This is a genomic window from Enterococcus sp. DIV0724b, assembly GCF_050531475.1.
GTDB lineage: Bacteria > Bacillota > Bacilli > Lactobacillales > Enterococcaceae > Enterococcus_L > Enterococcus_L haemoperoxidus.
Genome location: NZ_CP172890.1, coordinates 3,008,743 through 3,030,691, shown reverse-complemented (window position 1 = coordinate 3,030,691; position 21,949 = coordinate 3,008,743). Strand labels below are relative to the sequence as shown.

Genomic DNA, 21,949 nt, shown 5'->3' with positions numbered 1-21,949 from the left:
TCTCAAGGAGTTACTTCTGCTCCCACCTTTTATTCAGTCTTTTCTTTTTAGCATAGATGTCTAAAGAAAAAGTTAAGAGCTTTGAAAAAACTTAATAATTGTGAAGTATTAAACAAAAGTACTTGAAACAGCGATGTAATATAAATATAGTTTGAAAGGAAAAGTTATAAACTGTGGAATAAATATATAATATTTTAAAAATATAAATATTAAATTGATATTTATATAGAATTGCAATACAATGTTATAAGTAATGTATATTATTGTTGTGTTTTATATAAAATAGTAAGGGAGGACTGTCATGAAAAAAAATATACACTTGATATTTACCTGTTTTATTATAGTAATAATTTTTCCGATTGATTGGTCCTACGCCATAGAAATTGAAAAACCTGCTATAGAGACATCGTCAACAACTGAAGTGATTGAAGAGGATGTAACGTCAGATTCGTCAGAAATGCCAGTCAGTGATTCTTTATCTAGTCAGGAATCAACAATGGAAGAAGTTATAGAAAATGAAAAAATAACGGATAGTAATGATATAAATGACGATAATTCTGAAATAAACAGTAAAAATATGGTGAAAGCAGTTGCTACACAAGATGCAGATGGCTTCTGGTTAGTTGATTCAGCTGCTACTTTGACTGAATATTTAAAGGATAGTCAGAAGCTGAAATTTCGTTTAACCAATAATATCGACTTAGGCTCCACTGGTTATCAGCTTAAAGATGGTGTGATTATCGATGGGGCAAATCATATTATTACATATAATAAAGGGGCTTCAGCTACTAGTGGTTTTTATGCAAATCAAGCAAATGCCGTAATTGAGATTCGTAATACACAGTTTGGAAATCTTGATGGTTCAGGCGCAGTGGGGTATTATGGCTTTTTATCTGGTGGAGCCGCGGCTAATATGACATTTATCTTTGATGGTGTCGATTATTATTCAACAAATGGTCAAATGATCTATAACATAAACGGATCGGTCATTATGCGAGGGCAAAATACGATCGACCAAAGAGGAACAAGTACATATTCCCAAGAATGGGCAGAAATCAATTACGTAGAAATTCAAAGCGGTCATACTTCGATCAAACATTCTTCCAATCAAACAAGTGCATTTATTTGGTCAACTAGTAACTCTTCAGCTAATCCTTATGCAGGTAAATCCCAAATCATAGTTAGAGAAAATGCACAACTTGATATCCAAACAAACAGTAATATGACGTATGGCACGTTGTCGCCAAATTATATCGTTGAAAAAAATGCTGTTTTCAATTTGGACAAGGTGACACTTGCTACAGGAGGTGCAAGAAATCAATTTTTTGCATCGGCTCAAACACAACCAGTAACATTTGATTTCCAAGAAAATGCTCAAGTCGATTTTAAACTCCCTTCACCAATCAATCTCTATACGGCTAAAGGTGGAATGACAGTCGCTGAAAATGCAGATGTCTCACTAGATGTTGTTAGTGGCACTATCTTTTCAACTGCTTCGTCTAGTACATTTGCACTTAACATGAACAAAGCAAAAAAAGTGTCGCTTGCAGGAACGAGTCTGGGAACTTTGGGGCTAAATGGGGCAAATGGTGTAAAGAATTTATCTTTTACAAGTAACTTTTTACAAAAAATAGAAACCTTTTCAAGTAAAACAAGCAGTACACCGACACAAGAAATATTTAAAAAAGCTTCAGATTTGAGTGTTCAAGGAACGAACTTTACAAATATACAAGGTTCGAGTAATCCATTTAGTGCATCAGAAATACTTGCTTTAAAAAATGCACAGAAAATGGTGTTTAGCGAGTTTGTTGATGTTCCAGATCAATTAGGGCTATTTGCATATGATGCATCCGATACATCAATTTCATTACATGGAAGCTCGGTGAATAATGGAAGTCAAGCAACAGAAGTAAAATTCTTTATTTTTTCTGCTGAAGAAGAGGCAAATGATCTAAGAAATGCAAGGCAAATCGTTACGTTAAGATCGTTTGATGATCAAGAAAACACAGCGCTTAATTCATATTATAATGTCACCGTAGATGGCTTAAATCCAAACACCGTTTATTGGGTTCAAATGATTGTTGTTAACCGAGCAGGGGAAAGTGAATTTTCTGATACTGAACTATTTGCTACCAAGCCACAACTAAGTACCCTTACAGCGAACGTCACAAACACTACCGCAATAATCAATGGTGAGCTAGCTAGTGATACAGGGAAGTGGACTGATTATTCAAATGGAGAAGCAGCAGCAATACCTGATCAACAGGCTTATTTTGGCGGTATGTATCGAAAAGTCACAATAGAGTATAGTAAAAATAAGGACTTTCCAGAAAATGAAACAAAAGCTCAAGTCGCTGATCTTTCTGGCAATAAGAATCAAAAATTTAGTACGAAATTAAAAGGACTCGAAGGCGAGGTCACTTATTATGTTCGTGCTAGAGTTGCAGGAGTTTATGGAGAAGAAGTTGTTTTGGCGATGAACCCTTTAACTGAATTTCAAACAGTGACAGAGATAATCAACGTTGAAGTTCCTATCGAAATGGCTTTTCAAACCCAAAATAAAGATTTAGGAACCTTAAATGAAGGCAATGTATCTTCAGCTGAATATCCTGTTATAAACAAAGGGAATACACCAACAAAAATATCCATAACCAATCTAACAAAAGAAAATACAGCAGCTAATCAACTGTTGCTATTAGATAGTCTTTCTGGAAATCCAGGCAAAGATGAACTAGCGCTGCAAATGCTAGTAAACAACAAGCAGGAAGCACCACTTTTTTTAACGAGTGAATTATCTAAGAATCCTTTATCGATTGGCGTTTTAAACGTGAATGAAGAAAAAAAATTGAGCTTGCAAGGCAAGTACTTTAATCCAACGAAACAAGCAGTATTTCCAGACTACAAAGTGACTTTTAAAGTTGAAAAAAATGAAGAATGAGAGGAATTCTATGGATAAGACAAATCAAACAAACGAAGAGAAGAAGAAAAAGAAACGACTGCTGATTTTATTGCTGTTATTCTTGTTAGCTGTATCAGTAGGCGGGTTATATTATTATTTTTCAACTAAAACAGAACCTGTTCAAGTCGTTTCGGGAGAGTATTTGCCAGATACTAAAGGTGCTAAAAAAATGAGTGACAAAGAAGTTAAAGCAGCTGAACAAAAAGCTGTGGACGAAAGTAAATTCAATATGGTCATTAAATCAGAGGCTGTGTTTGAAACTAGTGACAGTGAAGGTAGCTTGTACATTCAAAATCCAGTCGAAAACGGTTATCCGATCAATGTGGTGATTCGTTTAGACAGCAATAATGAACAGGTTTATTCCTCTGGTGCAATTCAACCAGGTTATGAAATAAATGGAGCAAAACTAGAAAAAAAACTTGCTCAAGGAGATCATCCAGCAACCGCCACATTTGATATTTATGATTCAAAAACAAACAAGAAACGTGGACAAGTTCAAGCTGGAATTACAATTCGCATCAACAACTAATCTCGTTATTTAACAGATTTTCTGTTAAAAATAAATCATCTTACACATAGAAGGAGAAACAATATGAAAAAAACTAACTTTTTACTTGCTGCAATGATGCTAGGTCTAAGCGTATCAGGACTAACACAACTAGCTTCAGCAGAAACCATCGATGGAGAAAATTCAGCTGATGTTATCATCAACGGAACAATTGGTAAACTAGACAATACTGATCCAGATGCGACTATTCCAGAAGGTTCTGATGAATGGATCAACGTTACGGTCGATACAGCGACAGCATTTCATACAACGACTGCAAGTGCACACAAGAATATTCAGTCTGCTGATTATAGTATCGTGAATAATTCAGGTCGTGGTGTTGCTGTTACATTGAATAAAATGGAGGGAACACCTAAGTATGTCGATACGTTAACAATCAATGCAAAGGGGAGTGGTTTAGTTGCGACTCCTACTGCGACTAAGTTGGTTGAAAACAATGCTTTAGTTGATTTGACAAGTGCGCCAGTTTGGATGCGTTTAGCTAATAAGGATGGGCGTTTAAATATCGCTAGTGACGCTGCTTCAGCATATGCAAATTCTGCAAAATTTAATTATACTGGGACAACAACCGCTAACTTGCCAATTGACGTCAATGAAAATGCAGCAAAAGAAAACTACACATTAACATTGAAATTCACATCGATCCAAAAAGACGGTACAACAATTGGTGTAACGCCATAATCAAACAAAGGTTGTGATATACAATGAAGCGATTTAGTTGTCACATCATTATATTCATTCTTTTGGCGGGCTGTGGTATCTTGTTTCAAGATTTTGCTTATGCTACTACTGATGTAGAGATCCATGGGCAAATCGGTGGAAATGAAAGGCACACACAGCCATCAAAGGAACCAGAATCAAAAACAGATACAAAATTAGCCCAACCAAAACAAACACATATAGAACTAACGAAATTTCCTAATACTGGCAGTATCATCGAACAGCTAACGCCCATAGGTTTATTGCTGTTGTTGATTTATTTATTGCTTAATCGATGGAAAGCACATAGACATAAACGTTTGGGATAGAGCTGTTGGATTCCAAACTATACTTAATGGGAAACCGGATAATGTAGAAAACGCATTATTCGGTTTTTGCATGATCAAAATAGATAATGCGTCATCGAGTTTTTTTCAATAGGATCTATTTTTATAGGGTGGTTGATTAAAAATCGAATTGACAGCGCTTTCTGTTGTGTTATAATTATATATAACGGAATGTAACTGAATTTTCAGGCATAACCATAATATAGTAAAGATGACAATTGATTTGTTGTGTTTATTCTATTATGGTTTTTCTATTTTCTAGTAAAAAATAGAGATATACAGTACTGATTATACGTTCTTTTATATGACTAAAATATGTTTCTTAAAAATTTATAGTAAGGAGAAATGACCAATGAGTAAATCAATATTTCCAGAAAATTTTTTATGGGGCGGCGCAACAGCAGCCAACCAATATGAAGGCGGCTATCTTTCAGGAGGCAAAGAATTAAGCACTTTAGATGCAATTACTGGAGGTAGCCATACAACGCCAAGAATGATCACCTATAAAACTAAAGAAGGTAAAGTTGAAACGTGTACTAGAGGAGAAGCTTTGCCAGAAGGTGCAGTGGGATATGTCGATCCTAACCAATATTACCCAAGTCATGTGGCAACGGATTTTTACCATCATTATAAGGAAGATATTGCTTTGTTTGCAGAGATGGGCTTTAAATGTTTTAGACTTTCAATTGCTTGGTCTAGAATTTGTCCAAAAGGAACGATGGAAATCAACGAAGAAGGTTTGGCATTTTATGATAAAGTTTTTGATGAATTGTTAAGTTACGGGATTGAACCGATCGTGACAATCAATCATTTTGATATTCCGATGTATTTAGCAGATGAATTAGACGGCTGGTCAAGTCGAAAAGTGATCGATTACTTCTTGTTTTTCTGTGAAACATTATTTAAGCGCTATAAAGATAAAGTCAAATACTGGATGACCTTTAATGAAATTAATTTCTTACGTAGCTGGACGCAAATCGGCATTCATCAAAATGGTCCACAAGAAAAATACCAAGCAGCACATCATTTATTTGTAGCGAGTGCAAAAGCTGTTAAATTAGGACATGAAATCAATCCGGACTTTAATATAGGAATGATGGTAGCGTATATACCAAGTTATCCAATGAGTTGTAATCCGGAAGATGTAATGGAAGCAATCAAATTTAATCGTGAGCAAGAATTTTATATTGATGTTCAAGTTAAAGGATATTATCCAGCACACAAAATAAAAGAATTTGAACGAGAAAATGTTGTGATCAAAAAAGAAGTGGGAGATGATGAGCTTCTTAAAGAAGGAACCGTCGACTATATTGGCTTTAGCTATTATATGTCAACTGTTTCTGCGTCTAATCCGGATGAAGTGAAGTATGTAGGTGGTAATCAAATGCCAGCAGTCAAAAATCCATATTTACAAGAATCTGATTGGGGTTGGGCTGTCGATCCTCTAGGACTGCGTATTTCTTTATGTAAATTGTATGACCGCTACAATGTCCCATTATTTGTTGTAGAAAATGGTTTTGGAGCTGTTGATAAAATTGAAGCAGACGGTACGATTCAAGATGATTACCGCATTGATTATTTCAGTAAGCACGTAGCTGCGATGAAAGATGCAATTGAATTAGATGGTGTTGATTTAATTGGTTATACACCTTGGGGCTGTATTGATTTAGTGTCCGCTGGAACAGGAGAAATGAAAAAACGTTACGGGTTTATTTATGTCGACATGGACGATGAAGGAAATGGCACCTTGAACCGATCTAGAAAACAATCCTTCTATTGGTACAAAAATGTAATAGCAGCAAATGGTATACAAGAATAATAAAAAAGGGACGAGCGTGAGACGAAACTAAAAATCAGTTTTGTTTCACGCTCTTAAATTTGAATAAATGGTGAAAAAAAGCAGATTATACTCCATTCCGATCGCATCAACTTCTAAGAACTAAAGGATTAAGTGTTGTAGGACTTCGGAAATAAGGTAAATGCTTTAGGTTCGCCTTTCTTTTTTTTTTAATAAAATTCACAAAAAAGACGTAAAATCTATGAATAGTGGTATACTGCTAATGAGGCAAATTTGCTGATTACGGAATTAAGCAATAGTAGTCAGATGTTTGAAAAAGCCGCAGGGGGAATAGTAATAAGATGAAAAGAGTATCGATCAAGGAATTAAAAGAATTAATTGAATTAACCGTCAATGAGCCAGTTTCGATCATTGATGTTCGAGAAGTGGAGGAATTTGCGGCAGGGCACATTCTCAATGCAAAGAATTATCCTTTGTCTACCTTACCAGAAGCAATGGCTCAGATCGATCATGAACAACCGCATTATGTTATTTGTCAGCATGGTGTGCGTTCTGAGCATGCGTGCTCTTTTCTTGAAAATTATGGATACAATGTGGTTTCTGTTTCAGAAGGTATGTCAGTTTGGGATGGAAAAGAAAATAATTACTAAAAAAAGTCGTAATGAGCCTGGTACTCATTACGACTTTTTTTGAAAAAACTGAGGGAAGAGTAAAGTTTGAAAATAAACTTACTTTTAATAAGTGAAAACTCTTGTAAATTCACTTACTTTTTGTTAGTATATAAATGTAGATAAGAAAACAACAGTTATTGGAGGAAAAAATCATGACAACAAAATTATTAATTGCTTATTACAGTTCAACAGGAACAGGTACACAAATGGTAAAATGGGCCAAAGAAGCAGCGGAAGCAAATGGTGCAGAAGTTCGTTTGAGAAAAGTTCATGAGTTAGCACCAGATGTGGCAATCGATTCAAATCCAGCTTGGCGTAAAAACGTTGAAGCAAGTAAAGAAATCCCAGAAGTGACAAGTGACGATTTATTATGGGCAGATGCCTACATCTTCTCTTCACCTTCACGCTTTGGTGTAATGGCTAGCCAATTAAAACAATTCTTTGATTTACAAGGTGGACTTTGGGCACAAGGAAAATTAGCGAATAAATTTGTCACAGCATTCTCTTCTGCACAAAATCCAAATGGTGGACAAGAGCAAGTAATCCAAGGTATTTACACAGTAATGCAACACTGGGGCGCAATCATAGTCCCTGCAGGCTACGTAAATCCATCAACTTTCGCAGCTGGCGGTAATCCTTATGGAACAAGTGCTTCAATCGATGGAGAAGGAAATATGTTAAAAGCGGATGAAGTAAAAGCAGCTATTCAAGATCAAACAAAACGTTTGGTTGATGTGACTAGTAAATATCTAGGTTAATAAAAAAAGAATAATTCTAAAAAATACAGTACTTTTTAATAGGTTTACTAAAAAGCGGTATAAGCAACTCACAGATAAATGTTAACCCCCAAGAGAAGTGGTTTCTCTTGGGGGTTTTTATTGTTTATACCACCTAATATGATTCTATTTCTTATATTTGGTAGTGAACCAATACTAAAAAAGGGAAATGGAATCTCGACAAGAATTGGATAGATACATGGGTATAGCAGGGAGATAAGCAAAATAAGAGATAATTCATCATAAAGAAATAGGTTTATTTCGTCACATCTTCTCCAAACCATTCCTTAGAAATTTCAGCCAGTTTTCCAGATTTTCTTAACTGCTCAAAGCCGTTGTTGATTTTTTCAGCCAGTTTTTTATCAGATTTACGTAAGCCAACCGCAAAAGCCTCGCTTTCAAAGTCTCCGCTAATAATTGAATAGTCAGCCAAATTATCCTCGTGAGAAAGATAATAATTCGCGTAAACACGATCAATCAATAAGCCATCGATTCGTCCTGATTTTAAATCCATAAAAGCTTCATTGAAACCATCATATAAAATAGCGGTCTGATCTTTAACAAAATTTTTCAAGATTTCAGGTTGCTGTTCAAAGCTGTTGTAGCCAGAAGATCCATTTTGAGCACCGAGGATTTTTCCTTTCATATCAGTGAAACTAGTGATATTATTTTTCTTCAAGGACACAACGACTTGTTCATTTTTCATATATTCATCGCTGAAAAGAACTTTTTCTTCCCGTTCAGCACTTTTAGAGTAACCATTCCAAATCAAATCGATGGTTTGATTCTGTAACTCATTTTCTTTCATCGACCAATCAATTGGTTGAAAGTCCACGCTGATTCCATACAAATCAAACACTGCTCGAGCTAGATCAACATCAAACCCGATGATCTCCCCAGATTTATTTTGAAAGCCCATAGGGACAAAGGAATCATCAAGACCAACAATGATACGTTTTTCAGAATTGATTCGGGACCATTGATCGATGTCTGTTTTTTTTCTACCGCAAGCGGCTATAGATAGGACAGCAATTAATGCAGTTATGGTAAGAATTAGATAGTTTTTTTTCTTCATATAAAGTGTCCTTTCTACTGAACAGGTTTTACTGTTAGCAAGTTATCGGCAATATTTTCAGCAAAATTCATATCATGAGTGACGACGATTTGAGTCATGCCTTGAGCTTTTAGGGTTAAAATCACTTCTTCGACTTGTTGGCGAAGTTCAGGATCAAGCGCACTAGTTGGTTCGTCATAACCTAATACTCTAGGTTTCATAGAAAGAGCACGTGCGAGAGCAACTCGTTGCTTTTGACCCCCAGATAATTGATAAGGATACAAGCGCTCTTTACCACTGAGACCGAATTTTGTCAGTAAATCAATTGCTTCAGATTCACTTTCTTCTTTTGATTGTTTCAATGAAAGAATCGGTGCTAGTGTTATATTGTCTAAAACTGAAAGGTGAGGGAATAATTGGAAATCTTGAAACACGATTCCAACAACTTGATCTGCATTATCCATTTCAACAGGATTAAAAGGCACACCATCCATCGTCAGTTCACCAGAATCGATTGTTTCTAGACCAGCTAAACAACGTAATAAAGTTGTCTTTCCACCGCCAGAAGGTCCGACAATTGTCAATATTTCTCCATTTTTGATTTCTAAATTCAATTGATCGATGATACGACGACCATCGAAACTTTTAGTTAAATTTTTTATTCGTAACATGATTTTCCTCCTAAATTTAAAGGCGTAGCGGGCTCGTTTAGCTCTGATAGGAAAATAGGCCGCAAAGCCAAATAATATACGGTAATGATAATTCACTAATGAATGGAAGTAACGTTCTTTTTATTTGTAATATTGATAGTGTTTTTCCAATTTTTTTGAAGCTAAAGTCAACACGGCCGTTAATAGCAGATAAATAATACCAACTAAAACCAATGGTAATAAACTAACATCACGACTCATCGCAATTTTCCCAGCGCGTAATAAATCGCCTAAACCAAGTACATAAATCAATGAAGTATCCTTAACCAAATTAATCACTTCATTACCAATAGAAGGTAATACAACTTTGATTACTTGAGGTAAAATAATCCTTGAGACTGTTTGAAATCGTGTTAAGCGTAAAACTTTAGCCGCTTCATATTGCCCTTCTGGAATCGATTGAATCCCGCCGCGAAAAATTTCTGCAAAATAAGCTGCATAATTTAAAATAAAAGCGAACAAGGCTGCATCATATCGCTCGAAGACGATCCCGATTAATGGTAATCCGTAAAAAACAAAAATAAGTTGCAATAATAAAGGCGTTCCTCGCATTAACCAAATATAAATATTGATCAAAAAATTCAAGGGTTTAAAATTTGTCTGCAAGGCAAAGGCAACTAAAATCCCTAGCGGAATCGAGCCTAGTAGTGTAAAAATAAATACTTTCAATGTCATGAGTGCGCCGTCCAGTAAAGCCGGCATGATTTCTAAAACGTAGTTCATAATTTTTCCTCCATTTTTTCCAATTTTTTTCTAAGAATAAATAAAAAGTCCTCTTGGCTGATTTGCCAAGAGGACGAAAGAATCGTGGTTCCACCTCAATTTGCTAATACCTCACAGTATTAACCTCATAGAATCTTTTGTAAGCTAAAGATTCTTTTCTGATAACGGAGAATGCCGCATCTTCTTACTTGATTCAGAAGATGACTGAAACAGATGTGTTCATCAAAGGTTTCCAGCTTTTTTTCTCAGCCAATAAAAAAGTCTCTGTCAGGAAATGGTCTGTGATTACTTGTTCTGTTTATACGTTTTGGTTTAGTTGATCATTTTATTTTGTATTAAGGTTAATGCCTAAATTTATGAGTAAACAAAAAGTCCTTTGGCAATTAAGCCAAAGGACGTAAAATTCGTGGTTCCACCTTTTTTTATTATCGCTTCACAACGATAACCTCATGAAGTCATAGACTTCTAATGCTATAACGGGCATGCCCGAACTTTCCTACTAATCTGTTCAAAAAGTTAACTCCCAGATGTGGTTCGCTTTATCTTTTTGTCTTTTTACACCAGCCAAAGACTCTCTTCAATAAAAAATAAAGGTACTCTTCTGTTCTTTGTTTTTTATAACTTTACCACCAGTTTTTCCACTTGTCAACAATTCTTTGTTTAGAAAATTCAGAAAATAAGATAGTTTAAGCATAAAAGTAACCAATCAAGGAAAGTTGGGGTAAAATAGAAATAGTTGTTTCCTATTAAAAAGTAAGTAAACAGCGATAGCGAAAAACTATCGCACCTTTTCTATTTATACTATCCTTTCATATATATATCTGATAAACTATGTACAATTATTGTCGGAAAGTAAAAAGGAGTGGTGTCGTTTGAGACGTCCTATTATTGGGATTGCAGCAAATGAAATTGAAGATGCAGGAGGGCGATTGTATCACCTACCAATCAGTTACACTCCTTGTGGTTATGTTAAAGCAGTTCAAAACGTGGGCGGCTTACCTATGATTTTGCCGGTTGGGGCTCCTGATTTGGCTAAAGAGTATATTAATCAGATCGATAAGTTGATTTTGGCTGGTGGACAGAATGTTTCACCAGCGTTGTATGGTGAATCAATTCAAGTTGAAGAAGCATCTTTATTTGAAGAAAGAGATCGATTTGAGTTGGCTTTGATTGAAGAAGCAATTATACAAAAGAAACCTATTTTTGCCGTTTGTCGTGGGTTGCAACTGGTTAATGTGGCACTTGGTGGTAGTTTATATCAAGATATCAGTCATTTGAATGATACGAAGATTGCTCATATGCAAGTACCAATATCCAGAGAAATTCCTACCCATCAGATTCGCACAGAAGATACGAGTATTTTACGTGAAATCTATGGTGAAAAAACAACGGTTAACTCGTTTCATTTTCAAGCGGTGAAAAAATTAGCAGAAAAACTAAGGGTTACAGCGCTTAGCGAAGATGGCATCATTGAAGGTGTGGAAAGTGATGATTCAAGTTTAGCATTTTTAGGAGTGCAGTGGCATCCTGATTTTGCTTATGATCATGTAGAACAAGAAATGGCCGTTTTTCGTTATGTCGTGGAAGAATTATAGATTTTCTAGATTGCTCAGGAACGAATTGTTCTGTTTAGCTTTAAGAAAGAGGAGGAATTAGATAATGAAGAAAAAGTTTGGTGTTTTTGTATTGGCGGCCAGTTTGTTATTGACTGCTTGTAGTGGGGAAAAAGGAACAAATACATCTGGTGAAAAAACAGATAGTGGTAAAACGGATCAAACACAAGTGATCAAAGTCGCTTCAGGTGGAGAATTATCAACATTGGATAGCGCTCACTATACAGATGTTTACAGTTCAGATATGATCGGTCAAGTTGTTGAAGGGCTATATCGTATGGATAAAAACCATGACCCTGAATTAGCAGTTGCTGCTAGTGAACCGACTGTTAGTGATGATGGATTAGTTTATACCTTCAAATTAAAAGAGATAAAATGGAGTAATGGGGATCCTGTTGTAGCGGGTGATTTTGTTTCTTCATTTAGAAATGTTGTGGATCCAAGCTTTGGTTCAAGTAGTAGTAACCAAATGGATATTTTCAAAAATGGACGAAAAATTCGTGAAGGACAAGCTAAATTGGATGAACTTGGTGTGAAAGCAATTGACGATCAGACCTTAGAAATGACGTTAGAATATCCAATCCCTTATTTAGCGCAAGTCTTAGTAGGAACACCCTTTATGCCTAAAAATGAAAAATTCGTCAAAGAAAAGGGCGAAGCGTATGGCACTTCAGCAGATAATTTTGTTGGCAATGGCCCATTTGTGATTTCTGGTTGGGATGGCAATACAGAAAATTGGAAATTATCGAAAAATAAAGACTACTGGGATCAAAAAAATGTCAAGTTAGATACGATCGATGTTCAAGTAGTCAAAGAGCTCGGTACAGGAACAAATCTGTTTGATGCAGGTGATTTAGATTACACTGTTTTAGCAGATACGTATGCGTTGCAATATAAAGATTCACCTCAAGCACATTTTACACCAAAAGCCATGGTTGGTTATTTAAGCCCTAACCATAAACGAGAAGTAACTGGGAATGTTAATGCTCGTAAAGCGATTTTACAAGCAATCGATAAAGAGACTTTCGCCAAAGATATTTTAGGGGATGGCTCAACTGCAATCAATGGTTTTGTACCAAAAGATTTTGCCAAAGATCCTGGAAGTGGTGAAGACTTCCGGAAGGAAAATGGTGATTTTCTTCCGTTTGATTTAAAAGCAGCTCAAAAAAGCTGGGAAACCGCTAAGAAAGAATTAGGCAAGGATGAAATTGAATTAGAATTACTTTCAGCCGATTCAGCACTTGCAAAAAAGACGATCGAATATGTTCAAGGACAGTTACAACAAAATCTACCCGGGTTAAAAATCACCTTAAAATCAATTCCATTACAAAACCGATTGGATTTACAAACAGCTGGTAATTTTGACTTAGTTTTTGGTACATGGACACCAGATTATGCTGATCCGATCAACTTCTTAGAATTTTATGATTCTAAGAGCGGTTTGAATACAGCGGGCTATAACAATCCTGAATACGATAAGGGATTGAATGATGCCAGGATCACGTTAGCCAACGATCCAGAAAAACGTTGGGATAAATTGAAAGAATTAGAAGAAACACTGATCGAAAAAGATGCTGCTGTTTTACCGCTTTACCAAGGAGCAATCGGTTATCTAAAAGCGGATCAATTAAAAGAACTGCAAGTTTTTCCTTTTGGGAGAACAGTATCTTATCGTTTAGCCTATGTTGAATAATAGTTAACCAATTAAAAAGTAAGTTGATGTTTAAGATATTTATCTTATAGCTCAACTTACTTTTTTTATTCGTTAAAATGAAGTGCTAAATATGTTGATACCAGTATTTATAGCGTATAGAATGTGAGAAAATAATAGGAAAATCCAATAAAGAGTATGCGTATCTTTTGTAATTGTTGGATAATGCGTTTAACATTAAATATGTAGACAGGAAAACTTTTGCAAAAGAACAAACAACGTTGGAGGGAAAAACGATGCGAGTGATCAAAGGATTTATCTCTTTATTATTAATAGCTGGTATTTTTGGGATCGTCGGTTTATATTCTCAAATGGTGGATTTAGGCGTTGTGTCTACGTTTTTCAATAATTTACTATTTCAATATGACTGGTTGTTTTACTTTTATCAGGTTGTACTTTTTGTTTTACTAGCAGTCTTGTTGTTGACTTTTTTGATGATTCTATTCAAACCAATCGCCAAAAAACAAATCCACATAAAAAAAGACACAGGACAGGTTAATTTGCCGTTGAACACACTGGAATCAATTGCTAAATCTTCATTACATGGCATTGTAAATGTTGATGATGCACAGGTGAAAGTAAGATTGACAAAGAAACAAACTGCCGATGTAGAAGTCACCATAGCAGATGAAAAACAGCAGCAGTTCTTAAGTCGTGGGAAACAAATTCAAGAATTGATTCCACAAGCGTTGCAAAACATGGCAATGATCAAGACGAATAAGATAAAAGTTATTTTCAAAAAGAAAAAAGCAGAATCGTCCTTGTTGCCACTGTCAAGCAGTAAAAAAGAGTCACGTGTGGTTTAAAGGAGGAAGTATAATGAAAAAACAACTACCATTAGCTCCTTACCGCAATCAGATTGTCTTCACCACTTTAGCCGTCTTAGTTGCCATACTTTTTATGACAATCGGCTTTTGGAAAACCGTTTTGCTTGTCGCTTTAACAGGAATCGGCTATCTTATTGGCAAAACGAAAGATGAAAAACGCTCTATCTCTTCAATTTTAGCTTCTATACAAGCTTTTTTTGAAAGGTAAAATAAATTGAATCAAAATCAGAAAGGTTGAGAAGAAAATGGATAACAAAGCAAATGGAAACACAACTGAGGCAACAAATGCAAATGGGATCAAAACAAAATTAACATTTGACGATCAAGTCGTGAAAAAAATTGCTGGTATCGCCGTATCAGAAATCCCAGGTATTTTGGGATTAAGCGGAAATGCAATTACAAACTTGACCGATAAATTTACGAATGGAAACAACCCAACTAAAGGAATCAGTGCAGAAGTTGGAACAAAACAAGTAGCAATCGATTTAGACGTAATTGGGGAATATGGTAAAAATATTGCTCAAGTATTTGATACAGCAACTAAAAAAGTTGCAGATGAAGTAAAAAATATGACGGGTTTGGATGTTATTGAATTTAACATGAATGTTGATGATGTCATGTCAAAAGAACAATACGAAGAAAAATTTGAAAACAAGAAAAAAGATGATAACGAAAATGAGAAAAAACAAGAAAATAATACACGTGGATTACAATAATATTTCGCTGTATTTGAATTAGAGGAGGACATTTAATATGTTTAGTTTTATTTGGTCATTGATTGTAGGTGGTGTGCTAGGAGCCATCGCTGGAGCAATTTTAGGTAGAGATGTACCGGGTGGTGTGATTGGTAATATCATCGTTGGATTTATTGGTAGCTGGGTAGGTACAATGCTTTTAGGAAACTTTGGTCCGATTATCGGCGGTTTCCCAATTATTTCCGCACTGATCGGTGCAGTGATTTGTATTGCGATTTATTCATTTATTGCAAAACGAATGGCATAATCGAAAAAAAGAGGACGAGACAAAAGTGTTTATTTCCGAAGCCATCAAATCTTAGTGCTTTAGCACTTAGATTTTGATGTGATCAAAGCTAATCATAGTAGCTGCTTTTTTCTCGCCGTTTATACGAATTTAGAGCGTGGATAAAACTAATCTTTAGTTTTATCCACGCTCTTTTTTGTTGAGTTGAAGTTGTTATTCCAGCATTTCTGCCGGAAGTAAAATTGTTTCTTTATTGCCATCATCAAAAGCAAAGACTTGAGATGGATATTCTTCATAATAAGGGAAAGGCAAGTCAACGGCCATTTGAACGTCGCTGATTTCTTGTGAAAAATGAACGGTCACGTTTCCGCCATTATCGATCAAATCAAAATACAGCATATTCGTGAGCGGAATAACGCCTTTCAAATCTAAATCAATGATTAGCCAGATACTGTCGATCAAAGCCGCAGGTAAGCTTTCAACTACACCTAAAGAAGCATACCGACTACGTTCACTATCAAAACTTTCAACCATTTATATGACCTCCTTTATCTATCTGATATCACCAGTATACCTTATTTAGTAAAAACTCGCTTCTGTCATGTTTCATAAAAAAAGCAAATATAAAGCTTGCGATTGGCTGTAGTAAAAAAGAGACAAGGTCAAAAGACCTCATCTCCCTAAATCTATTTTAAGCAATTATTTATTCTGGTTTTTCACCAATTACTGTAGGTTCAGCAGCTTCTCCAGAGCTTTCTTCTTCTGTTGCAGCTTTGGCTTCTGTAACGGCTAAGATTTGCTCTTCACCATCGGTAATAATATCGTAATCTTTGCTTTTTGGTAAGTCAGCGACTGTAATTGCATCGCCGATTGCTAGTTTAGTAATATCGACTTCTACACGTTCTGGTAACTTATCTGGCGTAGCTGAAACTAAAACATTATATAAGTTTTGTGTTAGTTCGCCACCGGATTTAACTCCTTCTGATTCACCAACAAGAACGATCTCAGCTTCCACTTCAGTTGTTTCTTTCATGTTTACAGCTAGAAATTCGACATGCTTCATTTGATTTGTGAAAGTGTCCAATTGTGCTTTAAACAGCAATGTATTGATTTTTTTACCACCAATAGTCATTGTAATTACAGCATTGGCACCATTATCTCGTAAAATTTTTGTTAATTCTTTTTGATCAACTGAAATAGGTGTACTTTCAATTTCAAATCCATAAACGACGGCGGGAACTTGACCTGTGTGACGTAGTTGATTTCTTAGTGAACGTGGACGGACAGCTCTTTCTTTAACTTCTAATGATACTGACATAACCTAAATTCCTCCTTGATTTAAAAGCCGAACGAGCGCATTTAGTCTCCACTAATTTCCGAGAGACTAGCTCGTGAAGCTAGATAAATAAAATGAATTTATATTTGGTTATCTGCAAAACGCAACATGATGGAAAAAAGGAGTTTTGTTGACGCAGATTGTAAACATGTAAAAGCATAAACTTAGCTAAGGTTTTCCTGTTCAAATTTGAAACGAACAAGCAGCTTCTACAAACGAACAACAAAAACAAAAAATCCCGAATAATTGTGCACAATTATCCAGGGGAAAATTCCATATGATACCTTATTCTCTCCCAGGTCATTACGCTGTTTTTGAGAAACCTTATTCACTTTCTATATCAACCATAACGCGAATCCAAAGTTAAGTCAAGGGAAGTGAAAGAAGAATAGACGTCTTTTAAACAGTACTTAAAGTTTTGTTTAGGTGGAAATGAACCGTTTTCTTAACCTGTTTGCTTTTCATTCTCTCACTTTTATACTAGAATGTTAGTTGAAATGAGGAAAGTAAATGCGTTTAGATAAATTATTAGAACAAGAAAAAATCGGATCGAAAAGAAAAGTCAAAGCCTTGATACGTAGTAAACAGGTCACGGTCGATGGACAGGTCATGATGGATGAGAGCTTAAATGTAGATGCAGCTTTACAAGAAATTTTTGTTGGAGATAAAAAAATCCAGCAACAAACCCATGTTTATTATATGCTGAATAAACCTCAAGGTGTTGTGACAGCTGTTAAAGACGCTCAGTATCAAACGGTTATTGATTTAATCAAGACAAGTGATCAAAGAGCAGGACTTTATCCTATCGGCCGCTTAGATCGTGATACAGAAGGGTTACTGTTGATTACGGATAATGGTCAGTTAGGCTATCAGCTATTGTTGCCTCATAAAAAAGTCTCAAAGCGTTATGAAGTTATCGTTAATGAACAGTTAACATCGCGTGATTGTGAAGCCTTTGCTGAGGGAATCGTGTTTTCTGATGGTAAGCGCTGTAAGCCGGCAGAACTCATTATTTTGTCTTCGACAGAAAATAAAAGTAATGCTTATTTAGATATCACAGAAGGGAAATTCCATCAGGTCAAAAAAATGTTTTTATCTGTAGGCAAAAAAGTGATTTATTTAAAACGGTTATCGATGGGACCAATCCAGCTAGATCAGACACTTGATTTAGGTGAATACCGTTCTTTAAACAAAGAAGAATTACAGGCATTACTCCCTTATTTTACGATTCATAAAAAAGAAAAGAGTGTGGAACATGAAATTTAAAACATTATTATTTGATGTTGATGATACATTACTAGACTTTCAACTAACAGAAAAAAAATCACTGCAGGCGCTTTTTCAACAAGAAGAACTGACCTTAACAGATGAAATAGAAGCAACATATAAAAAGATCAACAGTCAATTGTGGCGGGACTTTGAGCAAGGGAAGACAGATAAAAAGACGGTTACAGATACTCGTTTCAGTTTATTATTTGCTGAGTTGAATAAAAAAGTGGACGGTAAAAAGATGGGAGATCAGTATCGCTATCATTTAAGTCAAGGACACGATTTACTGGGAAATAGTAAAGAAATTATTGAACGACTTAAACCAGATTATGAGTTGTATATTGTGACAAATGGTGTGGCTAAAACACAGTATCAGCGATTGAACGATTCTAATATGACAGCTTTTTTCAACGATATTTTTGTATCAGAAGAAGTGGGGTATCAAAAACCGATGAAGGAATATTTTGATTTTGTTTTTGAACGAATTCCTAGTTTTGATCGGGAAAAAACATTGATTATTGGTGATTCACTAGCTTCAGATATTCAGGGAGGTAATTTGGCTAAGATTCAGACTCTTTGGTTAAATCCATCAAAACAACCAGCAACGAAAGAGATTCAACCAACTTATGAAATTAGTCGTTTAGACGATATATTTAATGTTTTAGAATAATATCAAAACAGTGATCAAGAGGATTCTCAGAACCACTTGATCACTGTTTTTACTAGTTATACATCAATGCTCAATCGCACCATATCTTTCAAAACTAACTTATTTTCAATAATTTCTTCTTCATAATGACGTAGAAAAAAATCACGATCAATACTTGTCATACGAAAGCCACATTTTTGATACAGATACAATTGCCCAAAGCTAGTACTGCCAGTGCCAATTTCAACTGTTTGATAGTGATGATTTTTAGCATGAGCTAATGCAAACTGGATCAATGTTTTTCCTATTCCTTGACCTTGAGATGTTTCAGAGACAGCAATGTTGACGATCTCCAATGTTTTAGGACGTGTGGGAAGCAAGACTAAAACACCTACGATTACTCCGTTGGAAAGAGCTTCAAAACATAAGCCGCGTTTTACATAACCGTCAACTAAATGTTCATCTGGATCAGCTAATAATAATAAATCATAGTGAGCTGCTTGAAGTACTTGAATTTTTCTAATCGTCATACTATTATTTCCTTTCCGATTAAACTGTCAAAAAATCCACAGATTTCAAAAAATAAATAGATAAAACTGTAGCTTTCTTTCTAGTTTCTATTATAATAGAAAAAGGTTATTATGACTATTACACATAAGAGAGAGGTTTCGTTGAATGAAAAATACTCAACCAATCGTGATTGGTGTTACTGGCGGTTCCGGCAGTGGGAAAACCAGTGTCAGTCGGGCGATTTTCAATCATTTTCCCAATCATTCTATCATGATGTTGGAACAAGATTCTTATTATAAAGATCAAAGCCATCTAAGTTTTGAAGAAAGATTAACCACTAATTATGATCATCCGTTTGCTTTTGATACGGATTTGCTGATCGAGCATTTACAACAACTGATAAACTATCAAACAATTGAAAAACCAGTGTATGATTATGTTGCGCATACACGTAGTTCTGACATTATCATTCAAGAACCAAAAGAAGTTATTATTTTAGAAGGTATTTTGATTTTGGAGGATATCCGTTTAAGAGAGTTAATGGATATTAAACTTTATGTTGACACAGATGATGATATCCGCATCATCCGCAGAATCAAACGTGATATGGAAGAGCGTGGAAGAACCTTAGATTCTGTTATTGAACAATATCTAACAGTAGTAAAACCCATGTATCATCAATTTATTGAACCAACGAAACGTTACGCAGATGTGATCGTTCCAGAAGGTGGAGAAAATCATGTGGCGATTGATTTAATCACAACAAAAGTAGCAAGTATTTTAAATGAATTATAAATAGATCGTTATTTTATAAAAACAACAATTGTATTTGATCATATCGAATACGATTGTTTTTTTTGTTATTTTATTCTAGTTTAGTAAAAGGAAACATGGACAAATCATTCTTAGATATAGTATCTTATGAGATAACTATTGACTCGGACATCAGTTAGCTCAGAGAGGAACGTGTTAGATGAGAATTTTAATTATTGAGGACAATCGTGAACTGGCATTGTCAGTGCAAAAAGGATTAGAACGGGAAAAATTCTTAGTAGATCTGGCTTTTTCTGGATTAGAAGGAGAAGAAAAAGCCTACGTGAATAACTATGATGCTATATTATTAGATTTGAATTTACCTGATAAAGATGGGTTATCGATTTTAAATTTTTTAAGAGATTCAACTATAGATACGCCAATCATTATCATTACAGCGAGAGATGAAATTGAAGAAAGAGCAAAAGGACTTGATTTTGGAGCGGATGATTATTTAGTAAAACCATTTGAATTATTGGAATTAGTTGCGCGCATCCGTGCGGTTATTAGGCGTTTTCATGGACGATCATCGCCTAATATCAAGATCGATCAATTGATGATCGATCCTGTAAAGCGTTTTGTTTTGTATGGGGAGACAGAAGTTGTGTTAAAGCCAAAAGAGTTTGATATTTTATTATGTATTGCTCAACAGCATCCAGCAGTAGTATCCACAGAGGTGATTGCCGAACATGTCTATGATGAAAATTTTGATCCATTTTCTTCTGTCTTGCGTGTCCATCTTGCCAGGTTAAAAAAACAACTTGCCTTAGCATCTGGAAAAGAATTACTTAAAACCATTCGTGCGAAAGGATATCAATTATGCGAGTAAATTTTAAAATCAGTTTAACTGTGTTGACCTTTGCTTTTTTTGTTATTTTGATTATCACTGGTGGCTTTTTTGCAGTAAAAAGTAACTGGAGTTCACTGAATATCGGTCAATCGATCGGTTCAGCAATTTATATTGTAAACGATGCAAATGAAACTATTGCCCAAACACAACCGGCAGCCTCGATTGAACTTAAAGCGTCTGAATTAGTCAGCACACAAGCGCTGGATGATATTTATTTGAATAGTTTATTAAAATATTTGCCAATGATTGTTCTAGCGGTGTGCTCAGCTATTTTAGTGTTGACTATGACATTATGGTTTGTTTTGCGACGAATCTATACGAAGCAAATGGTTACGATCATTCATGATCTACAGTTTTTAGAAAAATTTTCAGAAGATAAAGTTGAAGATAAATCTGTTGCTAAAGCATTCAAACAGTTAAAAGATAAATTTGATGGGAACTTAGAAGATTATAAGAGACTCAGTAGTTATCTTACTCATGAACAGAAAAATGCCATTGCGATTTTAAGAGCTAATTTGGAATTAGAACACAATGAAACGGGCAATCTACATATTCTCGATCGTCTGACGGATAGTATCGATGATATCTTAACTCTTTCAAACAGTACGGAAGAAGTAATGAGTGAACAGGTCGATGTTTCATTGATCTGTGCTGAAGTTTGTGATACGTATCGTAAAAGTTATCCTGAGCTTACATTTTCTTTTGATGAAATCGAATCGACCTTGATCATTGGCAAAAATCGTTGGATCTATCGGGCAGTATCAAATTTAGTAGATAATGCAATCAAGTATGGTAACGGCAAACCTATAGAAGTTTCTGTCAATAACCAAAAAGGTAGTGTTATTGTTGAGATCAAAGATCATGGAAAAGGAATTGATCCAGAAGTCCATGCAACTATTTTTAATCATAATTATCGAATCAACGGACTAAAACAAGATGGTTATGGTATCGGATTATCAGTCGTGTCCCATGTATGTGATTTATGCCAAGGCTTTGTTTACGTCGAAAGTAAACAAAATCAAGGCTCTACTTTTTATCTATCATTTCCACAAATTATCGAAAGTTAACATTCAGTTAACAATTGG

The 21,949-nt window shown here is 35.2% G+C and carries 24 protein-coding genes and 2 other annotated features; of the genes, 18 read left to right on the top strand and 6 right to left on the bottom strand.

All coding sequences use genetic code 11. The features are described from left to right. Positions 1 to 301: 301 nt before the first annotated feature. The 7 genes from IGJ02_RS14060 (at position 302) to wrbA (ending at position 7,800) form a co-directional block, all read left to right on the top strand. A complete protein-coding gene (locus IGJ02_RS14060; protein WP_430602439.1) occupies positions 302 to 2,938 on the top strand; it encodes a fibronectin type III domain-containing protein in 2,637 nt (878 codons plus the stop codon). 10 nt (positions 2,939 to 2,948) lie between these two features. Beyond that, the gene (locus IGJ02_RS14055) at positions 2,949 to 3,488 is read left to right on the top strand and encodes a hypothetical protein (protein ID WP_010762543.1); all 540 of its coding nucleotides are present in this window, start codon (positions 2,949 to 2,951) and stop codon (positions 3,486 to 3,488) included. A 63-nt stretch (positions 3,489 to 3,551) separates the two neighbouring features. Further along, a complete protein-coding gene (locus tag IGJ02_RS14050; RefSeq protein WP_430602438.1) occupies positions 3,552 to 4,208 on the top strand; it encodes a hypothetical protein in 657 nt (218 codons plus the stop codon). 23 nt (positions 4,209 to 4,231) lie between these two features. Then, positions 4,232 to 4,555: a hypothetical protein gene (locus tag IGJ02_RS14045; RefSeq protein ID WP_430602437.1), complete on the top strand. Its 324-nt coding sequence runs from the start codon at positions 4,232 to 4,234 to the stop codon at positions 4,553 to 4,555. A 370-nt stretch (positions 4,556 to 4,925) separates the two neighbouring features. Further along, on the top strand, positions 4,926 to 6,392 hold the full coding sequence (locus IGJ02_RS14040; RefSeq protein WP_430602436.1) for a glycoside hydrolase family 1 protein: 1,467 nt from the start codon (positions 4,926 to 4,928) through the stop codon (positions 6,390 to 6,392). Positions 6,393 to 6,712: 320 nt separating this feature from the next. Continuing rightward, positions 6,713 to 7,021 carry a rhodanese-like domain-containing protein gene (locus IGJ02_RS14035; RefSeq protein WP_010762547.1) on the top strand — a complete coding sequence of 103 codons (309 nt, stop codon included), beginning with the start codon at positions 6,713 to 6,715 and terminating at the stop codon, positions 7,019 to 7,021. Positions 7,022 to 7,194: 173 nt separating this feature from the next. After that, positions 7,195 to 7,800 carry an NAD(P)H:quinone oxidoreductase type IV gene (gene wrbA / locus IGJ02_RS14030; protein WP_010762548.1) on the top strand — a complete coding sequence of 202 codons (606 nt, stop codon included), beginning with the start codon at positions 7,195 to 7,197 and terminating at the stop codon, positions 7,798 to 7,800. Between the two features lie 274 nt (positions 7,801 to 8,074). On the opposite strand, the gene IGJ02_RS14025 is transcribed toward wrbA, so the two are convergent. The 3 genes from IGJ02_RS14025 to IGJ02_RS14015 form a co-directional block, all read right to left on the bottom strand. Further along, positions 8,075 to 8,893 carry an amino acid ABC transporter substrate-binding protein gene (locus IGJ02_RS14025; protein ID WP_430602435.1) on the bottom strand — a complete coding sequence of 273 codons (819 nt, stop codon included), beginning with the start codon at positions 8,891 to 8,893 and terminating at the stop codon, positions 8,075 to 8,077. A gap of 14 nt (positions 8,894 to 8,907) precedes the next feature. Next, positions 8,908 to 9,543 carry an amino acid ABC transporter ATP-binding protein gene (locus IGJ02_RS14020; protein ID WP_430602434.1) on the bottom strand — a complete coding sequence of 212 codons (636 nt, stop codon included), beginning with the start codon at positions 9,541 to 9,543 and terminating at the stop codon, positions 8,908 to 8,910. A 120-nt stretch (positions 9,544 to 9,663) separates the two neighbouring features. Further along, on the bottom strand, positions 9,664 to 10,305 hold the full coding sequence (locus IGJ02_RS14015) for an amino acid ABC transporter permease (protein WP_010762551.1): 642 nt from the start codon (positions 10,303 to 10,305) through the stop codon (positions 9,664 to 9,666). A gap of 66 nt (positions 10,306 to 10,371) precedes the next feature. Further along, positions 10,372 to 10,616 (bottom strand) — a binding site (T-box leader). 77 nt (positions 10,617 to 10,693) lie between these two features. Beyond that, positions 10,694 to 10,923, bottom strand: a binding site (T-box leader). Between the two features lie 254 nt (positions 10,924 to 11,177). Between IGJ02_RS14015 and IGJ02_RS14010 the strand changes: the two genes are divergently transcribed. The 6 genes from IGJ02_RS14010 to IGJ02_RS13985 all read left to right on the top strand — a co-directional run bounded on the left by IGJ02_RS14010 (position 11,178) and on the right by IGJ02_RS13985 (position 15,458). Further along, positions 11,178 to 11,900, top strand: coding sequence for a gamma-glutamyl-gamma-aminobutyrate hydrolase family protein (locus tag IGJ02_RS14010; RefSeq protein WP_010762552.1), 723 nt, complete (start codon positions 11,178 to 11,180; stop codon positions 11,898 to 11,900). Positions 11,901 to 11,964: 64 nt separating this feature from the next. Then, positions 11,965 to 13,611 carry a peptide ABC transporter substrate-binding protein gene (locus tag IGJ02_RS14005; protein WP_430602433.1) on the top strand — a complete coding sequence of 549 codons (1,647 nt, stop codon included), beginning with the start codon at positions 11,965 to 11,967 and terminating at the stop codon, positions 13,609 to 13,611. A 254-nt stretch (positions 13,612 to 13,865) separates the two neighbouring features. Continuing rightward, the gene (amaP, locus tag IGJ02_RS14000; RefSeq protein WP_430602432.1) at positions 13,866 to 14,435 is read left to right on the top strand and encodes an alkaline shock response membrane anchor protein AmaP; all 570 of its coding nucleotides are present in this window, start codon (positions 13,866 to 13,868) and stop codon (positions 14,433 to 14,435) included. Positions 14,436 to 14,448: 13 nt separating this feature from the next. Beyond that, on the top strand, positions 14,449 to 14,664 hold the full coding sequence (locus IGJ02_RS13995) for a DUF2273 domain-containing protein (RefSeq protein ID WP_010762555.1): 216 nt from the start codon (positions 14,449 to 14,451) through the stop codon (positions 14,662 to 14,664). A 37-nt stretch (positions 14,665 to 14,701) separates the two neighbouring features. Then, positions 14,702 to 15,172, top strand: coding sequence for an Asp23/Gls24 family envelope stress response protein (locus IGJ02_RS13990; RefSeq protein ID WP_010762556.1), 471 nt, complete (start codon positions 14,702 to 14,704; stop codon positions 15,170 to 15,172). A 37-nt stretch (positions 15,173 to 15,209) separates the two neighbouring features. Beyond that, positions 15,210 to 15,458, top strand: coding sequence for a GlsB/YeaQ/YmgE family stress response membrane protein (locus IGJ02_RS13985; RefSeq protein ID WP_010762557.1), 249 nt, complete (start codon positions 15,210 to 15,212; stop codon positions 15,456 to 15,458). A 192-nt stretch (positions 15,459 to 15,650) separates the two neighbouring features. Here the strand turns inward: IGJ02_RS13985 and IGJ02_RS13980 are convergent, their stop codons facing one another. Both IGJ02_RS13980 and IGJ02_RS13975 read right to left on the bottom strand, forming a co-directional pair. After that, entirely contained in the window at positions 15,651 to 15,971 is a 321-nt protein-coding gene (locus IGJ02_RS13980; RefSeq protein ID WP_010762558.1) for a DUF960 domain-containing protein, read from the bottom strand. A 169-nt stretch (positions 15,972 to 16,140) separates the two neighbouring features. Then, on the bottom strand, positions 16,141 to 16,755 hold the full coding sequence (locus IGJ02_RS13975) for a 50S ribosomal protein L25/general stress protein Ctc (RefSeq protein ID WP_430602430.1): 615 nt from the start codon (positions 16,753 to 16,755) through the stop codon (positions 16,141 to 16,143). Between the two features lie 528 nt (positions 16,756 to 17,283). Here IGJ02_RS13975 and IGJ02_RS13970 point away from each other — a divergent pair. Both IGJ02_RS13970 and IGJ02_RS13965 read left to right on the top strand, forming a co-directional pair. Continuing rightward, positions 17,284 to 18,039: a 16S rRNA pseudouridine(516) synthase gene (locus IGJ02_RS13970; protein ID WP_430602429.1), complete on the top strand. Its 756-nt coding sequence runs from the start codon at positions 17,284 to 17,286 to the stop codon at positions 18,037 to 18,039. Continuing rightward, on the top strand, positions 18,029 to 18,712 hold the full coding sequence (locus IGJ02_RS13965) for a YjjG family noncanonical pyrimidine nucleotidase (RefSeq protein ID WP_430602428.1): 684 nt from the start codon (positions 18,029 to 18,031) through the stop codon (positions 18,710 to 18,712). Before IGJ02_RS13970 ends, IGJ02_RS13965 begins: the two co-directional genes overlap by 11 nt. 56 nt (positions 18,713 to 18,768) lie before the next feature. Here IGJ02_RS13965 and IGJ02_RS13960 read toward each other — a convergent pair whose 3' ends face one another. Further along, complete coding sequence (locus tag IGJ02_RS13960; protein WP_010762562.1) at positions 18,769 to 19,221, bottom strand: GNAT family N-acetyltransferase; 453 nt, start codon at positions 19,219 to 19,221, stop codon at positions 18,769 to 18,771. 145 nt (positions 19,222 to 19,366) lie between these two features. Between IGJ02_RS13960 and udk the strand changes: the two genes are divergently transcribed. From udk to IGJ02_RS13945, 3 genes are all read left to right on the top strand, one after another. Next, the gene (udk, locus tag IGJ02_RS13955) at positions 19,367 to 19,996 is read left to right on the top strand and encodes a uridine kinase (protein ID WP_010762563.1); all 630 of its coding nucleotides are present in this window, start codon (positions 19,367 to 19,369) and stop codon (positions 19,994 to 19,996) included. 178 nt (positions 19,997 to 20,174) lie between these two features. Then, positions 20,175 to 20,843, top strand: a complete 669-nt coding sequence (locus IGJ02_RS13950) for a response regulator transcription factor (protein ID WP_010762564.1) — start codon at positions 20,175 to 20,177, stop codon at positions 20,841 to 20,843. Continuing rightward, complete coding sequence (locus tag IGJ02_RS13945; RefSeq protein WP_010762565.1) at positions 20,834 to 21,931, top strand: sensor histidine kinase; 1,098 nt, start codon at positions 20,834 to 20,836, stop codon at positions 21,929 to 21,931. Before IGJ02_RS13950 ends, IGJ02_RS13945 begins: the two co-directional genes overlap by 10 nt. Positions 21,932 to 21,949 lie beyond the last annotated feature (18 nt).

Coding starts and splice junctions, on each gene's coding strand:
- IGJ02_RS14025 (WP_430602435.1), bottom strand. CDS start 8,893: ATGAAGAAAAAAAACTATCTAATTCTTACCATAACTGCATTAATTGCT.
- IGJ02_RS14045 (WP_430602437.1), top strand. CDS start 4,232: ATGAAGCGATTTAGTTGTCACATCATTATATTCATTCTTTTGGCGGGC.
- IGJ02_RS14005 (WP_430602433.1), top strand. CDS start 11,965: ATGAAGAAAAAGTTTGGTGTTTTTGTATTGGCGGCCAGTTTGTTATTG.
- IGJ02_RS13995 (WP_010762555.1), top strand. CDS start 14,449: ATGAAAAAACAACTACCATTAGCTCCTTACCGCAATCAGATTGTCTTC.
- IGJ02_RS13975 (WP_430602430.1), bottom strand. CDS start 16,755: ATGTCAGTATCATTAGAAGTTAAAGAAAGAGCTGTCCGTCCACGTTCA.
- IGJ02_RS13970 (WP_430602429.1), top strand. CDS start 17,284: ATGCGTTTAGATAAATTATTAGAACAAGAAAAAATCGGATCGAAAAGA.
- IGJ02_RS13985 (WP_010762557.1), top strand. CDS start 15,210: ATGTTTAGTTTTATTTGGTCATTGATTGTAGGTGGTGTGCTAGGAGCC.
- IGJ02_RS13990 (WP_010762556.1), top strand. CDS start 14,702: ATGGATAACAAAGCAAATGGAAACACAACTGAGGCAACAAATGCAAAT.
- IGJ02_RS14055 (WP_010762543.1), top strand. CDS start 2,949: ATGGATAAGACAAATCAAACAAACGAAGAGAAGAAGAAAAAGAAACGA.
- udk (WP_010762563.1), top strand. CDS start 19,367: ATGAAAAATACTCAACCAATCGTGATTGGTGTTACTGGCGGTTCCGGC.
- IGJ02_RS14040 (WP_430602436.1), top strand. CDS start 4,926: ATGAGTAAATCAATATTTCCAGAAAATTTTTTATGGGGCGGCGCAACA.
- IGJ02_RS13950 (WP_010762564.1), top strand. CDS start 20,175: ATGAGAATTTTAATTATTGAGGACAATCGTGAACTGGCATTGTCAGTG.
- IGJ02_RS14035 (WP_010762547.1), top strand. CDS start 6,713: ATGAAAAGAGTATCGATCAAGGAATTAAAAGAATTAATTGAATTAACC.
- IGJ02_RS13965 (WP_430602428.1), top strand. CDS start 18,029: ATGAAATTTAAAACATTATTATTTGATGTTGATGATACATTACTAGAC.
- amaP (WP_430602432.1), top strand. CDS start 13,866: ATGCGAGTGATCAAAGGATTTATCTCTTTATTATTAATAGCTGGTATT.
- wrbA (WP_010762548.1), top strand. CDS start 7,195: ATGACAACAAAATTATTAATTGCTTATTACAGTTCAACAGGAACAGGT.
- IGJ02_RS13980 (WP_010762558.1), bottom strand. CDS start 15,971: ATGGTTGAAAGTTTTGATAGTGAACGTAGTCGGTATGCTTCTTTAGGT.
- IGJ02_RS14020 (WP_430602434.1), bottom strand. CDS start 9,543: ATGTTACGAATAAAAAATTTAACTAAAAGTTTCGATGGTCGTCGTATC.
- IGJ02_RS13945 (WP_010762565.1), top strand. CDS start 20,834: ATGCGAGTAAATTTTAAAATCAGTTTAACTGTGTTGACCTTTGCTTTT.
- IGJ02_RS14060 (WP_430602439.1), top strand. CDS start 302: ATGAAAAAAAATATACACTTGATATTTACCTGTTTTATTATAGTAATA.
- IGJ02_RS13960 (WP_010762562.1), bottom strand. CDS start 19,221: ATGACGATTAGAAAAATTCAAGTACTTCAAGCAGCTCACTATGATTTA.
- IGJ02_RS14015 (WP_010762551.1), bottom strand. CDS start 10,305: ATGAACTACGTTTTAGAAATCATGCCGGCTTTACTGGACGGCGCACTC.
- IGJ02_RS14050 (WP_430602438.1), top strand. CDS start 3,552: ATGAAAAAAACTAACTTTTTACTTGCTGCAATGATGCTAGGTCTAAGC.